This window comes from Legionella waltersii, assembly GCF_001468085.1.
In the GTDB taxonomy this organism is placed as follows: domain Bacteria; phylum Pseudomonadota; class Gammaproteobacteria; order Legionellales; family Legionellaceae; genus Legionella; species Legionella waltersii.
Map to the genome: position 1 here is coordinate 1 of NZ_LNZB01000006.1, position 20,103 is coordinate 20,103.

A 20,103-nucleotide genomic window follows, 5' to 3' on the forward strand; every position below is an offset into this window, starting at 1 on the left:
AGCTGAGTTCGGCATGAGCTTGATCGAAAATCAGATAAATTTTACTCCAAATATCAATTAGATGTTGGGAGTTATTTAGAAGTCCTGTCTATATAGAGCTTGATCTTATGCACATGATTTGGGATCATTCCTACATTCAGTTAACCAGGTTGTGCCATGAGTAAATTGATTGACATTCCCGTTGTAATAGAAAGCGGACAAAAATACAAAACTTCAAATGGAGTGACAGCCATTAAGGACGGGGTAAAAGCGTCAGAAACTACTCAAGAACGCCTTCCGAAACCTAAGTGGTTAAGAATCGTTAACCAAACGACACCTGCCTACACTAAAGTTAAAGACCAAGTTCAAAAACATCGCTTAGCAACTGTTTGTGAAGAAGCTAAATGCCCCAATATTGGCGAATGTTGGTCTCACGGAACTGCAACAATTATGCTGATGGGTGCCGTATGTACTAGAGCTTGTCGATTCTGCTCCGTGGATACTGGAAACCCTCATGGTTGGTTAGACAAAGATGAGCCAGAAAACTCGGCAAATACTGTTGCTATCATGAACCTAGATTACGTGGTTCTTACCTCTGTCGATCGTGATGATTTGCCTGATGGAGGAGCAAACCATTATGCAGAAACAATACGTGCTATTAAGCGCCGCTGTCCCAAAACAAAAGTTGAAGCATTAACGCCAGATTTCCAAGGTAATACTAAAGATGTTGCTGTTTTATTAGATAGTGGAGTTGATGTATTTGCTCAAAACGTCGAAACAGTAGAGCGATTAACACACCCTGTTAGAGACAACCGTGCAGGTTATCACCAAACACTGGATGTCCTGTCTTTTGCAAAAAATTATCGCCCAGATGTATTGACGAAAACCAGTTTGATGCTTGGTTTAGGAGAGACGGACGAAGAGATCATTCAAACGATGGATGATTTAAGAGCCCATCAAGTAGATATACTTACTTTAGGTCAATATTTACAACCGACAAAAAATCATCTCCCTGTCGCAAGATACGTTACTCCAGAAGCATTTGCTGAATTCAGGCGAATAGGTTTGCAGAAAGGTTTTTTTGAAGTGGCTTCTGGCCCGCTAGTGCGTTCAAGTTATCGAGCTGATCGGGTATTTAAGAGAGATAATCTGGGTTTAGAGTTATAATTTTCTTGTTTTCAAATTTAAGTATCCATTATATCCGCGACCATAAGGGAGCGGATTTTTATTACCCCAACACCACTAAATAATTTTACAAAACCAAGACTTTAGTCTAAAAATTAAATACAAAGGACTCAAAATAAGAGCATTTATGAAAAAATGGATTGGTGTTCTAGTTAGCCTGGTAGTCGTTCTTCTTGTTGCCTATTACGTCATGGGGATGGTTGTCGAAAGTACTCTAAATAAAAATATTAATGCTTTCCCTAAGAATCCTATACTGACATTAAAACTTGATAAATACCAACGAGGTTGGTTTACCTCGGAAGCAACCTTAAGAGTTAAAATGCATATTCCTGAGCAAACATCGACCAATGGATCAGGCAGTAGTAAGCCCGTTGATTTTGAACTTAGTTATCCATTAATTATCCAACATGGGCCATTTATTTGTACATACAGTGGGGTTCGTCTAGGAATTGGGCAAGTAACAACAAATCCTGAAACGCATTATGGAGTATTAATCAATTTACTGAACAAAACCATTATTCGATATGCTTTCCCCTCTTTTGCAATGCAAGCCAATACGATACCAGCTGGAGATAGTTTTCAATTTGAGTGGAAAGGGATTACTTCATTACTAAGTGTTACTTCAAATGTGGATCAATTGGATGGTACTTTTGATTTCCACGGGCTTAATGGGTCTGCTAGGGATGTAACATTCAATGTCGATGGTGTATTTAACGATTTTAACATGAAACGCATTAAAGAAGGCTTATGGATTGGTCATTATCATCTAGATGTACCATCGATAACGGCTTCTGTGCCTCAAAACAAGCAATTTGCTTTGGAGGGCTTTGACTATCAGGTGGCGTCGGATGTACAAGGAGATGCGTTTAATCTGAGTGTTGATTTAAGCCTTAAAAAGCTGCTGGTCGATAATAAGAATTATGGTCCTGGAGTCCTAAAATTAACCATTAAAAATCTTGATGCTAATGCTATTGCTGAGATAAATAAGAAAGGGATGGGCATGATAGAAAGTGGTGGAAGTTCTGATTTAAATGCACAGTCGTTATTCTTTGACTTGCCTAAACTACTTACACTAGGACCTGAAATTGAGGTACCTGAGGTTAATATCAGTCTCCCTGAAGGTCAAATTATAGGACACTTCAAAGTTAGCTTAGTTAAGGGTGAATATATAGATCCAAGTCAAATCATTCAGAATACGAAAGGTGAGGGCCAATTAAGAGCACCTATCGAGGTGATTAAAGGGTTAATGTTATCTTCCATTAAAAATAAGCTTCAAACCCAAACCCAAACCCAAACCCAAACCCAAACCCAAACCCAAACCCAAACCCAAACCCAAACCCAAACTACACCCCAAGAAACTGCTCAAGGAACTCCTGAAAGCACAGACACAAGTACTATCGCTACCGTAACACCAGCTCCAATGGATATAGATGCTGAAGCACAAAAACAATTGGATGCCTTATTACAACACTTAATTGATAAAGGGTATCTTAAAGTTGATGTAAAAGATTACATCATTCAATTTAGTTTAGAAAATCAAACGTTGAAATTGAATGGCCAATCGTTTGATCCAAATGCATTTCAATAACAGAAACACCTGGTTGATGATCTCTGTCAACCAGGATGTTGCAGTTCGTTTGCACCTACCGGCTGTATCTAAACCCTTACGGTATCGGCTCGGATTAGCGTTGTTATAATCAATTTTTCTATAGGAGACTTGTTAGCACTCAATGCTATTCGGTTAAGAAAAATGGATACTGTTAACTCCGGATCAAGACAGCACAATCCCTTTTCGTTTCATTGCCTTTTGTAAATAATGGGCCACAAAGTACATGATTACTCCGATCCCTAAAGCGACAAGGCCCATGGTGAAATAGTAGCTTTTATAGAATGGAAGGCTTTCGATTGGAGATTGGATGTTTTAAGGAATAGCAACCCATCCAGCCAGCCGTCCAGAAATCGCATTGGACATCGAGCTCGCTAAATACCAAACTCCCATAGCAAAGGCGATGGCTTTACTATCACAGTACAGTCCTATCATGCTTAAACCAATGGCACTAACCCATAATTCAGCAATAGATATTAAAATATAGGTCAAAGCAATATAATTTCCATTGACGATCCCATCAACTGCGCGAACAGCAGCGAAAGCCATGACTAATAATGCAACACCTGAAAGGACGGTACCTGCTGCAAATTGATAAGGAATATTAAAATTTGAAAAATATCGATAAAATCGTGGAAGTTGACTACCGATAAGGAGGATTAATAAGGGGTTTAACATTTGATATTGTGCAGCCGAGATTTTAAACCATAACAAACCAAGGTCTGAGTTTGATTTTGCGAAGATAACTAACGTACTGTTCATTTGGTTGTAGATAATAAAAAACACAACGGCTTCTATGATAAGTAATACGGCTATCATTTGTTTATTTCGGGTTTCTCCTGTCAGTTTTAGTGTTTTAACTAAAAACCAAAGAATCCCTAGACCGCACCCAGTACCGATTAGTGTACTGGCGATATAAACATGGGTGTATGCGTACAAAGTCAGAGAGTAGATGATGGCAATGTAAGCAAGCAAACGTAAGATTCCGTCTCTAGAGAGTTTTGATTTATCTTTTCCCCATATGACTGACTCATAAATGGCATAACGTTTTGCAAAATTCAATGCTGCAATCGATTTTCCTACAAAAGCAACGGTCAATACAGAAAGAGGCCCATACCGGCTATCAAGCAAGGCGGGCGCAATGATTGTCGCTAGAAGGGCCCCTACATTGATAGCCATATAATAGTAAGTCATTGCTGATTTTGCTTTGACAGCATCGTCAGAGTATATATTTGATACCATGCTGGAAGCGGTACCCATTAATAAGGAGTTGGTTGCGGGTACAAAAGCATAAGCTAAGATAAACATCGTATCGCCTAAAGAGTTGGTCGTATATCCGCTGAGCATAACTAGAAGATAGGCGAAGGCTAGCATAAATCCACCCAGAAGAATGGACCGTCTTACACCAACCACGTTATCCGCCATATGACCCCCTAAAATGGGCATTAAATATCCAGTGGCTTGAGTAATCCCCAGAAACGCATAGGCTTTTGCTTGACTGTACCCTAATCCATGTTCGAGTATTGGTCTGGTTAAAAACAGGACAAGAATGGTATTCAGGGCATAAACTGAAAATTGGCTCCAGAACGTAATAAAAACAATATTGTTGGATTGTTTTTGTCGAAGACTCAGTTCAGGAAAATAGTTTTTAATCGTTTGAGAAATCAATTTCACACCTCGTTCCTTAATGCTCCAATAATTTCTTCTCCGTTTGGGAGAAAGTTCCTAAAGGATGTATGAGGGCAGTCTAAACTAATTAGCTTTGCACGTCACAACGTTAAGGAGCTTATCACTTCTTTGCAAGAACTACATCAATAATATGAGTGTCGTGATATGGAAAAGTAAAGATGTTGCTGAACAGTCTTTTAAGTCTCTGAATAATAAAATATTTGGGGAGCATGCGAATGGATAAAGTATTTAAAAACCAAGTTCCTTCTATCCCAAACAGTACCAATTCATCCACATTATTCAAAGTGATGGGTATTTCTAAGCGTTGATGGTCAACAATCTGAAATTGATGGTTGTTAAATGCTTGGACAAGTTCGACTTGATTCACTGCAACCGTAGTATTCCTTACTATGGATTTGTAATAATGACCCACAACTCTACTGATTATTGATTCCTGAGCAATAAACTCGGCCAGCTGTTTCTGGGCGACCGGGAAGGATTCATAGGTAGTCGTTATCATTGAAAAATAGCCATTTGAACGTGTCAAATAGCGTGCTTCATCAAATAGAACATTGATAGGGATATAAGCATTGATAAAATGAGCTAATACTAAATCTTGACTATGAGCCGGCAGGAACTTGTTTGCATCAGCTGCAGAACCTTCAATTGTTGTTAATGGCAAAGCTTCTTTTGCTCGCTTTAACATCTCAGCAGAAACGTCAATACCGGTGAAATCAGCACTTGGCATAACATGATGCAGTTTCTGTAAAAATGCACCATTACCAACTCCCAAATCAAGAATTTTATAATGGGGTTTTGAGCCCAAATAAAATTTCTTCATTTGCTCTATGGCAACATGATGGCTTTCGCTAATAGCACCAAAACGATTTGCGGTCGCATAGTTATCTGCGATTTTGTTATACATGGCCGTCAAGGACATGCAATATTCCTATGTAATTCGATTTTGTGATTATAGATCTAAACAGGGTCGCTTGGCGATGGGGAAATGATAAATAATAGTAATTCAAAATCAAGTTATTTTATGATAATGAGCTTTAATGTATACTTCCTCGATTAATTGAATCTATTTTGGAGTAATTACTTCTATGCATAAGGTTCGTTTAATTGCTCGAATGGATATTAAGGGGCCAAATCTTATAAAGGGAGTTCATCTTGAAGGGTTGAGAGTTATAGGTAACCCTAATGACTTTGCTAGGCGATATTATGCTCAAGGTGCAGATGAAATAATATACATGGATGCTGTAGCCTCTCTGTATGGTCGAAATAACATATCTGAGATTGTTAAAAAAACCGCCCAAAATATATTTATTCCCATAACAGTGGGAGGAGGCGTGCGCAGTGTCGATGATGCTAAAGAATTGCTAAGGTGTGGTGCTGATAAAATAGCAATAAATACTGCTGCAACCAAAAACCCTTCATTATTAACAGAAGTTGCCAAAAAATTTGGTTCTCAGTGTGTCGTATTATCCATTGAGGCTCTAAAAAGAAGTAATGGGAGTTGGGAGGTCATGACGGATAATGGCAGAGAAACGACTGGGATGGATGTTGTTGCTTGGGCAATGAAAGGCCAAGAATGTGGTGTGGGAGAAATCTTACTCACATCCATTGATCGTGAGGGAACTCGTGAAGGTTTTGATATTTCTTTAATCAGGGAAGTTTCTCAGGCAGTTTCAATTCCTGTAATAGCAAGTGGGGGCATGGGTAAATTGGAGGATTTATCTGAAGCGGTTTACCATGGAAAAGCTGATGCTATTGCTATGGCAGATATACTCCATTATGAAAGGACAAACTTGAAAGAGGTCAGAAATTATGCTCTAGAGCATGGTATAGAAGTGAGAGCCTTATGAAAGCGGTTTCAATTGTTGATTACGGCATAGGTAATTTATTAAGTGTTGTAAGAGGGTTTGAGTATTTTCAAACAAAAATAGAAATAATTAACACGTCGGAACAAGTGATGAAAGCAGACCGATTGGTTTTGCCAGGGGTAGGAGCATTTCAGGATGGGATGAGGGGGCTCACGGAGCTTGGCTTGGTGGACTCTCTGAAACAATATGGACAAACGGGCAGACCTTTCATGGGGATCTGTTTAGGCATGCAAATGATGCTGAGCCAGAGTCATGAATTTGGACTGCACAAAGGCTTGGATCTGATTGAAGGCGAAGTGGAGTCAATTCCCCCAGAAGGAATTGACGGAACTCCTCATAAAATACCGCATATTGGATGGAACTGTTTACAGACATCGAGTGCAGATAGCCATTGGGAAAATACAATATTAAAGGATATGGTTAAAGGTGCTTCAGTTTATTTTGTTCATTCGTATCGAGTTATTCCCAAAAATCCAGAACATCGACTGGCAGACACGTTTTATGATGGTCAAGAAATAAGTGCTGTGATAAAAAAAGACAACCTGTATGGCTGTCAATTTCATCCGGAGAAGAGTGGTGAAATTGGACTAAAAATATTAGAGAATTTTATTCGAATTTAAGGTGATCTGTGAGAGTATTGGCAATGATCCCAGCCCGAGGGGGGTCTAAAAGATTACCAGGGAAAAACACAAAGGCTTTCGCAGGTAAGCCTTTAATTGCACACACCATAGAAGTGGCCTTGGAATCGGGATGTTGCAAAGAGGTAGTAGTATCAACAGATTGCTTTGAAATAGCAAAAGTTGCAACGGAATATGGGGCTTCTGTGCCTTGGATGAGACCAGAGAGTCTTGCTCAAGACAACTCAGATGTATGCGATGCCATTATTGATACCCTTGAGAAATTCCAAGAAATGGATATGACTTTTGATAGTGTTTTATTATTGCAGCCAACCTCTCCATTTAGAAGCGTAGAATCAATTCAAAAGGCAGTAGAGTTGCACAATCAATCAGGCTGTAGTGTCGTTTCAGTAAGCCCACTTCCATTTAATTTTTCTTGGTGTCGGGCTATTGATAATCAGGGCAATTTGCAAAGGCCGGATTTCCTTAGCGATAAAGAATCTCATGAATCCCTATTTAAGTTAAATGGCGTCATTTATCTTGCTAGTGCTGAAACGATACTTTCAAACCGCTCATTATATAGCGAGCCTACGAAGGCTTTATTGCTAGATCGCTTTATTGAATCGATAGATATAGATACTCCTATTGATTGGGCAATTGCTGAAAAAATGCTTGTGTTAAAACGAGAGGGAGTCGTATGAGCTGTTTTATCATTGCCGAAGCTGGTGTAAATCATAATGGTGATCTGAATTTAGCGATTGAACTAGTCAAAGCAGCTAAAGATGCAGGTGCTGATGCTGTAAAATTTCAAACGTTTAAAGCGGATACTTTGGTGAATAAAACCGTTGGTAAAGCAGATTACCAACGAAGGAATTCACCAGATTCCACTACACAATACCAGATGCTTAAAGAGCTCGAACTCAGTGAGGAACATCATTATTTATTAAGCGACTTAGCCTTTAAGCTGGGTATTGAGTTTATGTCTACAGGCTTTGATCATCAAACGGTGGATTTCTTAGTTGATTTGGGTGTGAAACGAATCAAAATACCTTCAGGAGAGGTAACTAATCTTCCCTATTTAAGGCACTGTGCAAAAACAGGGTTGCCCTTAATTTTATCGACAGGGATGTGTGATCTCGCTGAAGTAAAAACGGCGATAGATACCGTGCAACCATTCTATGGCGACCAGTTAAATAACAAACTTGTTTTATTACATTGCACATCGAATTATCCCACTGCTTTCTCAGACGTTAATTTAAGAGCAATGCAAACATTAGCTCGAGAGTTTCATTTACCCGTTGGTTATTCTGACCATACTTTGGGTGTATTAGTTCCCACAATGGCAATTGCCATGGGTGCTTGCGTTATTGAAAAACATTTTACACTAGATCAAACATTGCCAGGACCTGACCACCAAGCATCAATGACCCCTGATGAGCTTAGGGAACTTGTCCATTGTATTAGGAATGCAGAAGCAGCATTAGGCAATGGGGGAAAAAAGCCTTCTGAGAGTGAGTTACCCATTCGCGCATTAGTCCGAAGAAGCGTCACTTTAAAGACCGATCTAATGAAAGGGGACTCCATCAAAGAGGAAGATATACAACTTCTAAGACCAGGTACAGGAATTAGTCCAGCGGATTTTTCAAAGATTATAGGTACAAAATTAACATTGGATTTACCAGCAGGTACTACTTTACTTTGGGAACATATTGAAGCATGACCAAAAGAAAAATTATTTATGTCACAGGAACTCGAGCAGATTATGGATTAATGCGAAATGCCTTAAATTGCCTCGAGCAATCTAAGGAGATTGATTTATCACTTTGTGTAACTGGAATGCATCTGCAGGAATTATACGGTAAAACTGTCGATGAAATCCAGCAGGATGGATTTAGAATATGTGCTCAAATTTCTATTGATGTAACGACAATCAGCCTGGGAACAATGTCCAAGGCCATAGGACAAGCGATAATTGGTTTGACAGATGTATTTCTCAACGAAAAACCAGATATTGTTCTTATTTTGGGTGATCGAGGAGAAATGCTAGCTGCAGCTATTGCTGCAGTGCATCTAAATATTCCTACTGTGCATTTGCACGGGGGAGAGCGCTCTGGAACGGTTGATGAAATGGTTAGGCACTGCATTTCCAAATTGTCGCATTACCACTTTGTTGCAACTAAGGAATCAAAAGAGCGTTTGATAAAAATGGGAGAATGTCCTGATAGAGTATATGTTGTCGGAGCCCCTGGATTAGATGAAGTGAAGAGCCATAAACCCTTATCCAGAGATGACTTTTGTCAACACTTTCAATTTGTCCCAAATAAAAAAATAGCCTTACTTGTGTATCATCCTGTAGTCCAAGAAGTTGCTACGATTAAAGAACAATTTGAGCTAGTTATAAAAGCAGCGCTAGACTCGGACTTACAAATTATTTGTTTAGAACCTAATGCAGATACAGGTGGACATTTAATAAGAGAAGCGATAAAGAATCTAAAAGTTTATCACCAGATTCAAATTATTAAGCACTTACATCGCAAGGATTATCTTGATTGTTTATTTCACGCCGATGTTATGCTAGGGAATTCGAGTAGTGGAATTATTGAAGCCGCATCCTTCAATTTGCCTGTAGTTAACGTAGGCAGCAGGCAAAACTTACGTGAACGAAGTAATAATGTGATTGATGTATGTCCTGATTATTCCGAAATACTCTCTGCATTAAAAAGCGCCTTAGCTATCAATCGAATCAAATTTGAAAATTGTTATGGAGATGGAAATACAAGCGAAAGGTGTTACCATTTGCTCAAATCCATTTCCTTAGAACCAGGTATATTAAGTAAAACTAATGCGTACTAAATTAAAACTAATAGGTTGTGGCGGACACTGTAAAGTGGTGCTAGATGCTTTATTTCAAGAGCAATTAGATTATGATATTTCACTTTGTGATGACAATGTGTCATTGCATGGACAAGAAATTCATGGGTGCATCATCGATTCAACGTTAGAGAGCTTAACGACCTTTGATGGTTTTGTGCATATCAGCATTGGCAATAATAAGGTTCGTGAACGGATTGTTAAAGCACTTAATCCTAATACATACTTGTTGACTATTATCCATCCCAAAGCATGCCTATCTACCTCGGTAACGATTGGTCCAGGTGCATTCATTGCGGCAATGTCTATTTTAGCCCCAGATTCTTCGGTCGGAACTTCAAGCATTATAAATCATGGTGCAATCGTAGATCACGAAGTCATAGTGGGTGATTATACTCATGTTGCTCCTAATGTTACCCTTGGAGGACAAGTTAAAGTGGGCAATAGTGTTTTTATAGGTGCAGGAGCCATTGTGCTGCCTGGTATTAAAATCGGGGATGGCGCAATAGTTGGGGCTGGAGCTGTAGTAACTAAAAATGTAAAGAGCTCCACCACCGTGATGGGTGTGCCTGCTTTGCCAAAGGAATAACATGATTGATCTAAAAGAGTTATTTGTTAAAAAGAACAATAGTTTGAAAGAGGCTTTACAAAAGCTAGATGAGACAGCCCAAGGTGTTCTGTTTTTGGTTGATGAGAATGATCGTTTTATCAGAACAGTTACCGATGGTGACTTGCGACGCTTGTTGCTCAAGGATCTTCATTTAGATTCTCCTTTAAGTGCATTGCCTTTACACCAGTCTATTTCGTTACCATCAACATCTACAATACAAGATGCCTATGAATTAATGAAAAGATATGAGTTTGATCATGTGCCACTCATTGATGATCAGGGTATCCCAGTGAGATTAATTCACAGAAAAGAACTTTCCTCAAACATATTATTGTCCTCTCCTCATATCGGAGAACATGAGCAACAATACGTTCAAGAAGCCTTTGCTACAAACTGGGTTGCTCCCTTAGGTCCAAATGTAGATGCCTTTGAAAAAGAAGTTTCTGAATTCATAGGAGTTAAATCCGCGGTAGCTTTAAGTTCTGGAACAGCAGCTATTCATTTAGCTCTGGTATTATTAGGCATCAAACCAGGCGATGCTGTGTTTTCGTCAAGTTTTACTTTTGTTGCAACCGTCAACCCTATTTTATATCAAGGTGCAACTCCGATATTTATTGATTCTGACATGGATACTTGGAATATGTCTCCTGTGGCATTAGAGAGGGCGTTGAGAGAGGCTAAAGCAAACAATAAATTGCCTAAAGCCGTTATCATTGTGAACTTATATGGCCAAAGCGCAAATTATGATGCATTGTGTGCATTATGTAATGAATACAATATTCCAATTATTGAGGATGCTGCTGAATCTTTAGGTGCCAGGTATAACAACCGGGCTAGCGGAACGTTTGGGAAACTTGGAGTATTTTCCTTTAATGGAAATAAAATTATCACCACATCAGGTGGTGGAATGTTGGTATCTGAAGATTCAAGTTTGATTGAAAAAGCAAGGTTTTTATCAACCCAAGCTAGAGATCCAGCGCCTCATTATGAGCACAGTGTAGTTGGTTATAATTACCGTATGAGCAACGTTCTTGCTGGTATTGGACGAGGGCAATTGAAAGTTCTTGAAAAAAGAGTAGAGGCAAGAAGGGCTGTTTTTGAGCATTATCGAAAAGCATTTGCCTCTTATCCCTTTATTCAAATGATGCCAGAAATAGATAAAGGGTACGCCACTCGCTGGTTGTCCACTATGGTAATTGATCCAACGCTGTCAGATATTAAACCCGAACAGCTGATTGATGAACTTAAAAAGCATCAAATTGAAGCAAGAAGAACCTGGAAGCCTATGCATAAACAAAAATTATTTGCAGGATCGCAATACTATCCACATACTGATAAATTCAGTGTTTCCGATTATCTTTTTGATTATGGGGTATGTTTGCCATCTGGTTCAAATTTAAAACCGTATGACATCGATAGAGTGATTAATTCCATTTGCCAGATATTTGAAAAGAATAGCGTTGCCTCAGAATAGGGGACTGTGTTGATAATTAATTCGATACTTGGAGTCATGTGGCTTGACCACGGAATCCAAAGATCTGCAAAATACACCCACATTTTGTTTGTGGCAAGAATGAAACTGATCCCGTGGTCAAGCCAGGAGCATTCGAGCTTGAGAGAAAATTTGGCCTAATGAATATTGAAAATAAGAATATAACTATGGGTAATACATGATGCTCAATGAATTAATGAATAAAATAAACAATAAAGAAGCTATCATTAGTATAGTTGGTTTAGGGTACGTTGGCTTACCATTGATGCTTCGATTTGCAGAGGTGGGGTTTCGGGTTATCGGAATTGATATTGATGAGAGCAAAAACCAATCACTGAATCAGGGGCAATCCTATATACAACATATTCCTTCTAATTCAATTGTGAAAGTTCAACCTAAAATCCACGCCACTTCCGATTTTTCAAAATGCCTCGAAGCAGATGTCATCATACTATGTGTTCCTACTCCCCTGAATAAATATCGCGAACCAGATTTGAGTTTCGTATTGCAAACGATGGATAGCATAGTCCCTTATTTACGACAGGGACAATTAGTTTCCCTAGAGAGCACTACTTACCCAGGTACCACAGATGAAGAATTAAAACCTCGAATTGAAAAATCAGGGTTTCGGGTTGGACAGGATATATTTCTTACTTTTTCGCCTGAACGAGAAGATCCAGGTAATGATAAATATACAACATCCACAATACCTAAAATATGTGGAGGAAATACTCCTGAGTGTCTCGAAGCAGGCTACACGCTCTATTCATCCGTAATTAACCAAGTTATAAAAGTTAGTTCTACAAAAGTTGCGGAGATGACGAAATTGCTTGAGAACATTCACCGTTCAGTCAATATTGGTCTTGTAAATGAGATGAAAATACTTGCAGATAAAATGGGTATTGATATTCACGAAGTCATCGATGCAGCTGCTACAAAGCCCTTTGGTTTTGTACCCTATTATCCTGGCCCAGGTATAGGTGGTCACTGTATACCAATTGATCCATTTTATTTAACTTGGAAGGCCAGAGAATTTGGCATGCATACTCGTTTTATAGAGTTAGCTGGTGAAATTAATAGCTCAATGCCGGAATGGGTGATACACAAGATAACTGAAGCGTTGAATCAAAGAGAAAAAGCAATCAAAGGCAGTAAAATTCTAGTTCTAGGTATTGCTTATAAACGAGATATTGATGACATGAGGGAGTCACCTTCAGTAGAAATTATGGAGTTGCTGCAAGAAAGAGGAGCGACTATTGCCTATTCTGATCCACATGTTCCAGTGTTTCCAGCTATGAGAGCACATCATTTTGATTTAAACAGTTTAAATCTAAACGAACAACTAATTACCGAGTATGATTGTGTTGTATTAGCTACTGCACATAAGGCGTTTGATTATGATTTAATTGCTCGCAGTGCTCAATTGATTGTTGATACACGCGGTGCATTTAGACAATATATTCAAGACAACATAGTAAGGGCATAGTAACTATGGCAAAGATCCCAAATATAATTAATGGTAGAAAGATTAATATAGCCCTTGTAGGTTGTGGCCGTATTTCGAATAATCATTTCCAAGCTATTCAACAACATCAAGAAAATCTAAATCTTACTGCAGTTTGCGATATTAATTCCAATGCATTAGAGACAGCAGTTTCTACCTATCGAGTGGATGGATATGAGAATTTGGATGAGATGTTGGCTGTATGTAATGCAGACATTGTATCAATCTGTACCCCAAGCGGTTTACATCCTAGCCAAGCAATCAAGGTTGCACATTCTGGTAGACATGTTCTGACTGAAAAGCCAATGGCTACTCGTTGGGATGATGCAATCAGAATGGTCAGAGCCTGCGATGAAGCTGGAGTTCGATTGTATGTGGTTAAGCAGAATCGTTTGAATGCTACCCTACAGCTACTTAAAAATGCCATAGATAAAAATAGATTTGGAAAAATCTATATGGCAAGTATCAATGTATTTTGGACAAGGCCGCAAGACTATTACGATCAAGCCAGCTGGAGAGGAACGTGGGAGCTTGATGGTGGAGCGTTCATGAACCAAGCCAGTCATTACGTTGATCTTTTGCATTGGTTGTTAGGTCCTGTTGAATCAATTCAAGCCATGACAGCAACTTTAGCTAGAAAGATTGAAGCAGAAGACACAGGTGTGCTGAATATTCGTTGGCGAAATGGAGCTTTAGGCTCCATGAGTGTTACGATGCTGGCATATCCAAAGAATTTTGAAGGATCTATTACAATCCTCGGAGAAAAAGGCACAGTCCGTATTGGTGGAGTTGCTGTCAATGAGATTCAACATTGGGAATTTGACGAAAAATTACCCGAAGATGATGAAATACAGAAAGCAAGTTACCAAACAACCTCTGTATATGGTTTTGGTCATCCACTTTACTACCATAATGTGGTTGAAAGCTTGCGCGGTAATGAGGTACCTCTAGTTGACGGAAGAGAGGGACTAACTTCTTTAGAGCTCTTGGTTGCAGCTTACCGATCTGCTCGTGACAATAAAACCGTCCATTTACCATTGGAGTTGTAAATATGCCTTACAATGCTCATGAAACAGCCATTATTGATGAGGGTGCTAAGATTGGAGAGGGAACCAGAATTTGGCATTGGGTTCATGTATGTGGCGGGGCACAAATAGGAGAACGGTGCAGCCTAGGACAAAATGTTTTTGTAGGTAATAAGGTACGAATTGGTAATAACGTAAAAATCCAAAACAACGTTTCGGTGTATGATAATGTTACTCTAGAGGATGACGTGTTTTGTGGACCCAGTATGGTATTTACGAATGTGTACAATCCTCGCTCTGCCATTAGTCGTAAAGATGAATACAAAGACACCCTTGTTAAGCGAGGAGCAACTTTGGGGGCAAATTGTACTATAGTATGCGGTGTTACTATTGGAGAACATGCTTTTGTTGGTGCAGGTGCGGTGATTACTAAAGACGTACCAGCTTATGCATTGATGATGGGGGTTCCTGGAAAGCAGGTTGGTTGGATGAGTGAGTATGGTGAGCGATTGGAGTTACCATTGTCAGGTTATGCGACTACAACTTGTAGAAGCTCCGAGGTAGAGTATCGATTGGAAGGAAGAAGGCTAATAAAAGTATAGTATTCCTCGAACCAAATAATCTAGCAGTTACACCAATCCAACCGAGCCGAGACCGTGAGGGAGCGGATATCCTAGCCCCGTAATTTCCGCTCCCTTACGGTCGCTGCTCGGATTAAAAATAGAAACCAAATAAAGTTCTTCTAAATGAACCAGCCCATCGGATTAAACCAATCCAACCGAGCCGAGACCGTGAGGAAGCGGATATCCTAGCCCCGTAATTTCCACTCCCTTACGGTCGCGGCTCAGATTAAAAATAGAAATCAAATAAAGCTCTTCTAAATGAACCAGCCCATCCAATGACGCCAATCCAACCGAGCCGCGACCGTGAGGGAGCGGATATTCCATCCCCGTAATTTCCACTCCCTTACGGTCGCGGCTCGGATTAAAAATAGAAACCAAATAAAGTTCTTCTAAATGAACCAGCCTATCCAATGACGCCAATCCAACCGAGCCGAGACCGTGAGGGAGCGGATATCCTAGCCCCGTAATTTCCGTTCCCTTACGGTCGCGGCTCGGATTAAAAATAGAAACCAAATAAAGTTCTTCTAAATGAACCAGCCCATCGGATTAAACCAATCCAACCGAGCCGCGACCGTGAGGGAGCGGATATCCTAGTCCCGTAATTTCCACTCCCTTACGGTCGCGGCTCGGATTATCGGATTAGAAGACATCATTAAATAAACTTTTTCCAAACGTTACGATTGATATAATCCACATAACTAATCACAATTCGTACAATTTGTTTGGAGACAGTTAAAGACTGATAATCTCCCACTTCATTCACAACACGATGTTTGGGATCATGCTGAGACGTTACTACTTTAACAGCATCCAAAATGCGCTCTTTACCCAGTCCACACATTATCACTGTACCTTCATCCATACCTTCAGGTCTTTCATGAGCATTACGAATTGTCACAGCAGGTAAGTTCAGAATGGATGCCTCTTCAGAAATTGTTCCACTGTCAGACAGAACGCAAAAGGCACATTGTTGTAAACGTATGTAATCAAAAAATCCTAAGGGCTTTGCAAATTTTATTAAAGGATGATCAACTTCCCCAATATAACTTTCAATTCGCTTTCTTGTTCGCGGGTGAGTAGAAAAGTAAACGGGATAATTATAGGTTTCAGCCAAGGCTTGGATACTCGCAATAAGCTCTTTAAGGTTCTCTGGAGAATCCACGTTTTCTTCTCTATGAGCACTTAATACGAAGTATTTTCCCTTTTGTAAATTGCATTGCTCTAAGACTTCAGAAGCTTCAATTTGTTCTCTATAGAACTCAATCACTTCCTTCATATGCGAGCCTGTCTTGATGATTGTCTCAGGTCGAATACCTTCTGAAACCAAATATCGGCGTGCATGCTCTGTAAGTACCATGTTGATATCACTTAAATGGTCTACCACTTTGCGATTTAATTCCTCAGGAACTCTTTGATCAAAGGAGCGGTTACCAGCCTCCATATGAAATACCGGGATCTTTCTGCGTTTGGCCGCAATGACTGCTAGGCAGGTGTTTGTATCCCCATAAAGCATTAAGGCATCCGGATTTAATTGCTCAAATAATTTATCCGACTTCGCAATGACATCAGCGATTGAATCAGCAACAGATTCCCTTGAAATATCGAGAAAATAATCGGGCTTTCTGATTCCTAAGTTTTCAAAAAAGACTTGGTTAAGTTCATAATCATAATTTTGACCCGAGTGTACAAGGATATGCTCAACTTGCTTATCAAGTTCTGAAATGACACGACTCATTTTAATTAACTCAGGTCGGGTACCAACCAGGGTCATGACTTTAAGCATCGAAAGCCTCCTGTATGAAATCTAATTTAAGCAGTAACTCTTTGACTTCTTGGACATTTAATCGAGTTGTGTTGTGTGAGGTATAGTCATCGAGGTTTGATATTTGAACCTCACCTTCAACGAAATACTTGTTGTAGTTTAAATCACGGTTATCGGCAATAATTCGGTAATATTTCCCCATGTCTTCAGCTTTAGCCATCTCTTCTCTGGAGACTAAGGATTCATAGAGTTTTTCGCCATGCCGTGTACCAATGATTTTAATTTCACTTTGACTTTGAAATATTTCAATTAAAGCTCTTGCTAAATCACCAACAGTTGATGCTGGAGATTTTTGAACAAAAATATCACCTGGTTGAGCATGTTGAAAGGCATGAAGCACAAGATCAACGGAGTCTTCAAGTGACATTAAAAACCTCGTCATATTGGGATCAGTGATAGTGAGGTTTTGCTTGTTTTTAATTTGGTTAATAAATAAGGGAATAACCGAGCCTCTAGAGGCCATGACATTTCCATAACGGGTCGCACAGAATATTGGTCCTGTTTCATTGGAACATAGACGTGATTTAGCTACTACTATCTTTTCAGCCATGGCTTTAGATATACCCATGGCATTAATTGGATAAACCGCTTTATCGGTGCTTAGCACGACAACTTTGCCTACTTTATTAGCCATAGCTGCATTAATAACGTTTTCAGTTCCTAATATATTTGTTTTAACGGCTTCCATTGGATGGAATTCACAAGAAGGTACTTGCTTTAAAGCGGCGGCATGGAAAACATAATCGACACCACACATTGCTTCATTAATGGTATTAAAATCTCGTACATCGCCAATATAACATTTAATCTTGTCATTATTTAATTGAAGACGTAGATCTTCTTGCTTCTTTTCGTCCCGGCTGATAATACGAATTTCCTTCACATCGGAATCTAGAAATCGTTTAAGCACTACTTGACCGAATGAACCAGTGCCACCTGTGATCATTAATGTTTTGTTGTTAAACATTTAGCTGCTCCTAATTTTTTGCTGAGACTGATGCATCGTTGTAATCATCGATGGCCAAGCTGGAGCAATATACCCCGATGCCTGTCTGAATTTGTCAGCATTTAACGAGCGATCGATTCTAAAATTCTCATCTTTCAAAATATTAATTTTCTTTCCATAAATTTCAGCTACCAGGTGCAAAAGATCATACTTACTAATGGGTTCAGCGGCAAGGTGATATAAGCCTTGTAAACTTGGGTTAGGGATAACAAAATCTCGTATAACACGTGCAAGCTCAATGGTAGTTAGACCTGAAAATATCGCATTGCTATAGCCTTTGACTTGGTCTTTTTGCGAAAGAAACCAGTCAACTAATCCAAGACTTGAATCTAACTCATGTCCAATAGTTGAAGTCCTAAGAGTCACGACATGCTCTTTGTCATGGATTTCGCCAATTGATTTTGACTTACCATACAAATCTTCTGCATCGGAGAGATCAGTTTCTACATAGGAGCCTTTTTTGCCCGAAAACACGCAATCAGTACTTATTTGGATTAGTCTCGATTGTGTTAGATGACATAATTCAGCTAAGCGATGAGGAAAAATTGAGTTAATGGGCAAAACCACCGCCGGATCATTCGCAGAATCAAGCTGTTTTATTAAACCGGTGCAGTTGATAACCAAATCTGGTTGGGACTGATTAAACATATGAAGTAACTGATCTGGATTTAAAACATCAGCATTAACGAATAGTTTTGAATGTGTGCTTTCGGGTACATAACGTAATAAACTAGTGTTTCTTATTGATCCCCAAACAGTATGACTTGGGTCACTGTGCAAATTAGTCCATATGGAATGGCCTATTGTGCCACTTACCCCTAAAACAAGAACATTCATTTTGTGTGCTTCCTTTTAGTTACACTATTTTGAAGTATTGAAATGAGTCGCTCACTTTGGCTTTCCATTTCAAAATGCTGAAGAAAATAATTTCGACCTGACTCACCGATCTTAGCTCTCTCTACCTCAGAGAGATCATACATTTTTTTGATGTTGATAGCCAGGTATTCAGGGGCTTCGGCAGGGGATGTAAAACCAGCTTTAGCTTCCTCGATTACTTTAGCGCCTTCTCCATCAATGGCAGCAATAATTGGTTTACCTGCGGCTAGATAAGCTTGAACTTTACACGGTACTGTTAGAGTAAATATCTCATCTTTTTTTAGAGTAACAAGCAGCGCTTGGGATTTTGAAAATACATAGGGCATGTAAGAAGATGGAAATCTTCCGGCCAAATATACATTAGATAAGTCAAGATTATTAATTTGTTGTTTTACCCAATCTAGTTGACTCCCACTACCAACTAAAACAATCTTTAGATCACTGATTTCTTGCAATTGTTTAGCAGCAGCAATAATCGTTTCAATCGATTGAGCAGTACCAATATTACCAGCAAATACCACACAGAAATCGGTATTAAGTATTTCCTCGAACTCAGCAGGTAGCCCTGGAGAAGTCAGATCTTGAGAAAATTCATCTTTTGCTGAATTAGGGTAGTACACAATTTCTTTTCTTGGACTTAAATGTTCAATTTGCGGAATAAAAGCTTTTGATTGAACAAGAAGCATGTCTGAGAAAGAATAAATGCCTTTTACAAACTTACGAACACAACTTAGAAGAAATTTATTTTTGACAAAACCTGTAGCACTGAGGCTCTCTGGCCATAAATCTTGTACCCATATCGACAAGTGAGACTTCGTTAGCCATTTAATGAAAATCCCAGGGATTGCTGAGGTAATTGGTGATGGTGCAAACACTAATATGCTGTCAAACTGCTTCTTTTTAGAAAATTTGAAAGCATGTACTGTTCCGAACCAGATAAAAGACAAGTAATTCAATATTAAGTTTTTAGCACCACCAGTATTTCTGGAGCGAAGTGGGACTCGATACACCGCAATATCATTGTCATAAATTTCTTCTTGAACTCCAGATTTTTTATATCCTACGTAATAATTGCCATCTGGATAATTGGGCTTACCAGTAAAAATGGACACATTATGCCCTTGATCCCTCATTTTAATGACCAGATCATTAATAATGAAGGGTTCAGGCCAAAAATACTGACTAACGATTAAAATATCCAAACATACTCCTTTGGGCTCAAGATAATAAATTGCCAGCAGCCTCTAACATATACTGTCATTAAGTTAATGGATTTTTATCCGAGTCGCGCGCGTAAGCAAGCGATAAGGTAATGCAAAGATCTCGCTTCCTC

18 protein-coding genes and 1 pseudogene are annotated in these 20,103 nt (G+C 39.2%); 12 read left to right on the plus strand and 7 right to left on the minus strand.

The genetic code is table 11. From position 1 onward, the window contains the following. The first annotated feature begins 156 nt into the window (after nt 1-156). Nucleotides 157-1,146 (plus strand): lipoyl synthase, encoded by a 990-nt coding sequence (lipA, locus tag Lwal_RS00995; protein ID WP_058479069.1) that lies wholly within the window; start codon nt 157-159, stop codon nt 1,144-1,146. 145 nt (nt 1,147-1,291) lie between these two features. After that, entirely contained in the window at nt 1,292-2,752 is a 1,461-nt protein-coding gene (locus Lwal_RS01000; RefSeq protein WP_058479070.1) for a DUF945 family protein, read from the plus strand. 183 nt (nt 2,753-2,935) lie between these two features. Here Lwal_RS01000 and Lwal_RS01005 read toward each other — a convergent pair. Continuing rightward, nucleotides 2,936-4,444, minus strand: a pseudogene (locus tag Lwal_RS01005) (peptide MFS transporter). A gap of 115 nt (nt 4,445-4,559) precedes the next feature. Further along, complete coding sequence (locus tag Lwal_RS01010) at nt 4,560-5,378, minus strand: class I SAM-dependent methyltransferase (protein ID WP_058479071.1); 819 nt, start codon at nt 5,376-5,378, stop codon at nt 4,560-4,562. Nucleotides 5,379-5,544: 166 nt separating this feature from the next. On the opposite strand from Lwal_RS01010, the gene hisF reads away from it, so the two are divergent. The 10 genes from hisF to Lwal_RS01060 all read left to right on the plus strand — a co-directional run bounded on the left by hisF (nt 5,545) and on the right by Lwal_RS01060 (nt 15,045). Further along, nucleotides 5,545-6,306, plus strand: coding sequence for an imidazole glycerol phosphate synthase subunit HisF (gene hisF, locus Lwal_RS01015; protein WP_058479072.1), 762 nt, complete (start codon nt 5,545-5,547; stop codon nt 6,304-6,306). After that, entirely contained in the window at nt 6,303-6,944 is a 642-nt protein-coding gene (gene hisH, locus Lwal_RS01020) for an imidazole glycerol phosphate synthase subunit HisH (protein WP_058479073.1), read from the plus strand. The genes hisF and hisH overlap by 4 nt, the downstream gene beginning before the upstream one ends. Nucleotides 6,945-6,952: 8 nt before the next feature. Beyond that, complete coding sequence (locus tag Lwal_RS01025; protein WP_058479074.1) at nt 6,953-7,642, plus strand: acylneuraminate cytidylyltransferase family protein; 690 nt, start codon at nt 6,953-6,955, stop codon at nt 7,640-7,642. Continuing rightward, nucleotides 7,639-8,661 carry an N-acetylneuraminate synthase gene (neuB, locus tag Lwal_RS01030; protein WP_058479075.1) on the plus strand — a complete coding sequence of 341 codons (1,023 nt, stop codon included), beginning with the start codon at nt 7,639-7,641 and terminating at the stop codon, nt 8,659-8,661. The genes Lwal_RS01025 and neuB overlap by 4 nt, the downstream gene beginning before the upstream one ends. Next, the gene (gene neuC, locus Lwal_RS01035) at nt 8,658-9,794 is read left to right on the plus strand and encodes a UDP-N-acetylglucosamine 2-epimerase (RefSeq protein ID WP_058479076.1); all 1,137 of its coding nucleotides are present in this window, start codon (nt 8,658-8,660) and stop codon (nt 9,792-9,794) included. Before neuB ends, neuC begins: the two co-directional genes overlap by 4 nt. Next, complete coding sequence (locus tag Lwal_RS01040) at nt 9,784-10,401, plus strand: acetyltransferase (protein WP_058479077.1); 618 nt, start codon at nt 9,784-9,786, stop codon at nt 10,399-10,401. The genes neuC and Lwal_RS01040 overlap by 11 nt, the downstream gene beginning before the upstream one ends. Before the next feature lies 1 nt (nt 10,402). After that, nucleotides 10,403-11,896 carry an aminotransferase class I/II-fold pyridoxal phosphate-dependent enzyme gene (locus Lwal_RS01045; RefSeq protein WP_058479078.1) on the plus strand — a complete coding sequence of 498 codons (1,494 nt, stop codon included), beginning with the start codon at nt 10,403-10,405 and terminating at the stop codon, nt 11,894-11,896. 196 nt (nt 11,897-12,092) lie between these two features. After that, nucleotides 12,093-13,400 (plus strand): nucleotide sugar dehydrogenase, encoded by a 1,308-nt coding sequence (locus Lwal_RS01050; protein ID WP_197697714.1) that lies wholly within the window; start codon nt 12,093-12,095, stop codon nt 13,398-13,400. Between the two features lie 5 nt (nt 13,401-13,405). Continuing rightward, nucleotides 13,406-14,467, plus strand: coding sequence for a Gfo/Idh/MocA family protein (locus Lwal_RS01055; protein ID WP_058479079.1), 1,062 nt, complete (start codon nt 13,406-13,408; stop codon nt 14,465-14,467). A gap of 2 nt (nt 14,468-14,469) precedes the next feature. Next, nucleotides 14,470-15,045, plus strand: coding sequence for an acyltransferase (locus tag Lwal_RS01060; protein WP_058479080.1), 576 nt, complete (start codon nt 14,470-14,472; stop codon nt 15,043-15,045). A gap of 162 nt (nt 15,046-15,207) precedes the next feature. Here the strand turns inward: Lwal_RS01060 and Lwal_RS01065 are convergent, their stop codons facing one another. From Lwal_RS01065 to Lwal_RS01085, 5 genes are all read right to left on the minus strand, one after another. Beyond that, nucleotides 15,208-15,579: a hypothetical protein gene (locus tag Lwal_RS01065; protein ID WP_058479081.1), complete on the minus strand. Its 372-nt coding sequence runs from the start codon at nt 15,577-15,579 to the stop codon at nt 15,208-15,210. 139 nt (nt 15,580-15,718) lie between these two features. After that, nucleotides 15,719-16,849: a non-hydrolyzing UDP-N-acetylglucosamine 2-epimerase gene (wecB, locus tag Lwal_RS01070; RefSeq protein WP_058479082.1), complete on the minus strand. Its 1,131-nt coding sequence runs from the start codon at nt 16,847-16,849 to the stop codon at nt 15,719-15,721. Beyond that, nucleotides 16,842-17,855 carry a polysaccharide biosynthesis protein gene (locus Lwal_RS01075; RefSeq protein WP_058479083.1) on the minus strand — a complete coding sequence of 338 codons (1,014 nt, stop codon included), beginning with the start codon at nt 17,853-17,855 and terminating at the stop codon, nt 16,842-16,844. The genes wecB and Lwal_RS01075 overlap by 8 nt, the downstream gene beginning before the upstream one ends. Further along, entirely contained in the window at nt 17,856-18,731 is an 876-nt protein-coding gene (locus tag Lwal_RS01080) for a dTDP-4-dehydrorhamnose reductase family protein (protein ID WP_058479084.1), read from the minus strand. Then, a complete protein-coding gene (locus Lwal_RS01085; RefSeq protein WP_058479085.1) occupies nt 18,728-19,972 on the minus strand; it encodes a glycosyltransferase family 4 protein in 1,245 nt (414 codons plus the stop codon). The genes Lwal_RS01080 and Lwal_RS01085 overlap by 4 nt, the downstream gene beginning before the upstream one ends. Nucleotides 19,973-20,103: the final 131 nt, after the last annotated feature.

What these genes read in the sequence shown, in the direction of transcription:
- neuC (WP_058479076.1), top strand. Translation starts at nt 8,658, where the DNA reads ATGACCAAAAGAAAAATTATTTATGTCACAGGAACTCGAGCAGATTAT.
- wecB (WP_058479082.1), bottom strand. Translation starts at nt 16,849, where the DNA reads ATGCTTAAAGTCATGACCCTGGTTGGTACCCGACCTGAGTTAATTAAA.
- Lwal_RS01050 (WP_197697714.1), top strand. Translation starts at nt 12,093, where the DNA reads ATGATGCTCAATGAATTAATGAATAAAATAAACAATAAAGAAGCTATC.
- hisF (WP_058479072.1), top strand. Translation starts at nt 5,545, where the DNA reads ATGCATAAGGTTCGTTTAATTGCTCGAATGGATATTAAGGGGCCAAAT.
- Lwal_RS01010 (WP_058479071.1), bottom strand. Translation starts at nt 5,378, where the DNA reads ATGTCCTTGACGGCCATGTATAACAAAATCGCAGATAACTATGCGACC.
- Lwal_RS01040 (WP_058479077.1), top strand. Translation starts at nt 9,784, where the DNA reads ATGCGTACTAAATTAAAACTAATAGGTTGTGGCGGACACTGTAAAGTG.
- Lwal_RS01080 (WP_058479084.1), bottom strand. Translation starts at nt 18,731, where the DNA reads ATGAATGTTCTTGTTTTAGGGGTAAGTGGCACAATAGGCCATTCCATA.
- lipA (WP_058479069.1), top strand. Translation starts at nt 157, where the DNA reads ATGAGTAAATTGATTGACATTCCCGTTGTAATAGAAAGCGGACAAAAA.
- Lwal_RS01060 (WP_058479080.1), top strand. Translation starts at nt 14,470, where the DNA reads ATGCCTTACAATGCTCATGAAACAGCCATTATTGATGAGGGTGCTAAG.
- Lwal_RS01000 (WP_058479070.1), top strand. Translation starts at nt 1,292, where the DNA reads ATGAAAAAATGGATTGGTGTTCTAGTTAGCCTGGTAGTCGTTCTTCTT.
- Lwal_RS01055 (WP_058479079.1), top strand. Translation starts at nt 13,406, where the DNA reads ATGGCAAAGATCCCAAATATAATTAATGGTAGAAAGATTAATATAGCC.
- Lwal_RS01075 (WP_058479083.1), bottom strand. Translation starts at nt 17,855, where the DNA reads ATGTTTAACAACAAAACATTAATGATCACAGGTGGCACTGGTTCATTC.
- neuB (WP_058479075.1), top strand. Translation starts at nt 7,639, where the DNA reads ATGAGCTGTTTTATCATTGCCGAAGCTGGTGTAAATCATAATGGTGAT.
- Lwal_RS01045 (WP_058479078.1), top strand. Translation starts at nt 10,403, where the DNA reads ATGATTGATCTAAAAGAGTTATTTGTTAAAAAGAACAATAGTTTGAAA.
- hisH (WP_058479073.1), top strand. Translation starts at nt 6,303, where the DNA reads ATGAAAGCGGTTTCAATTGTTGATTACGGCATAGGTAATTTATTAAGT.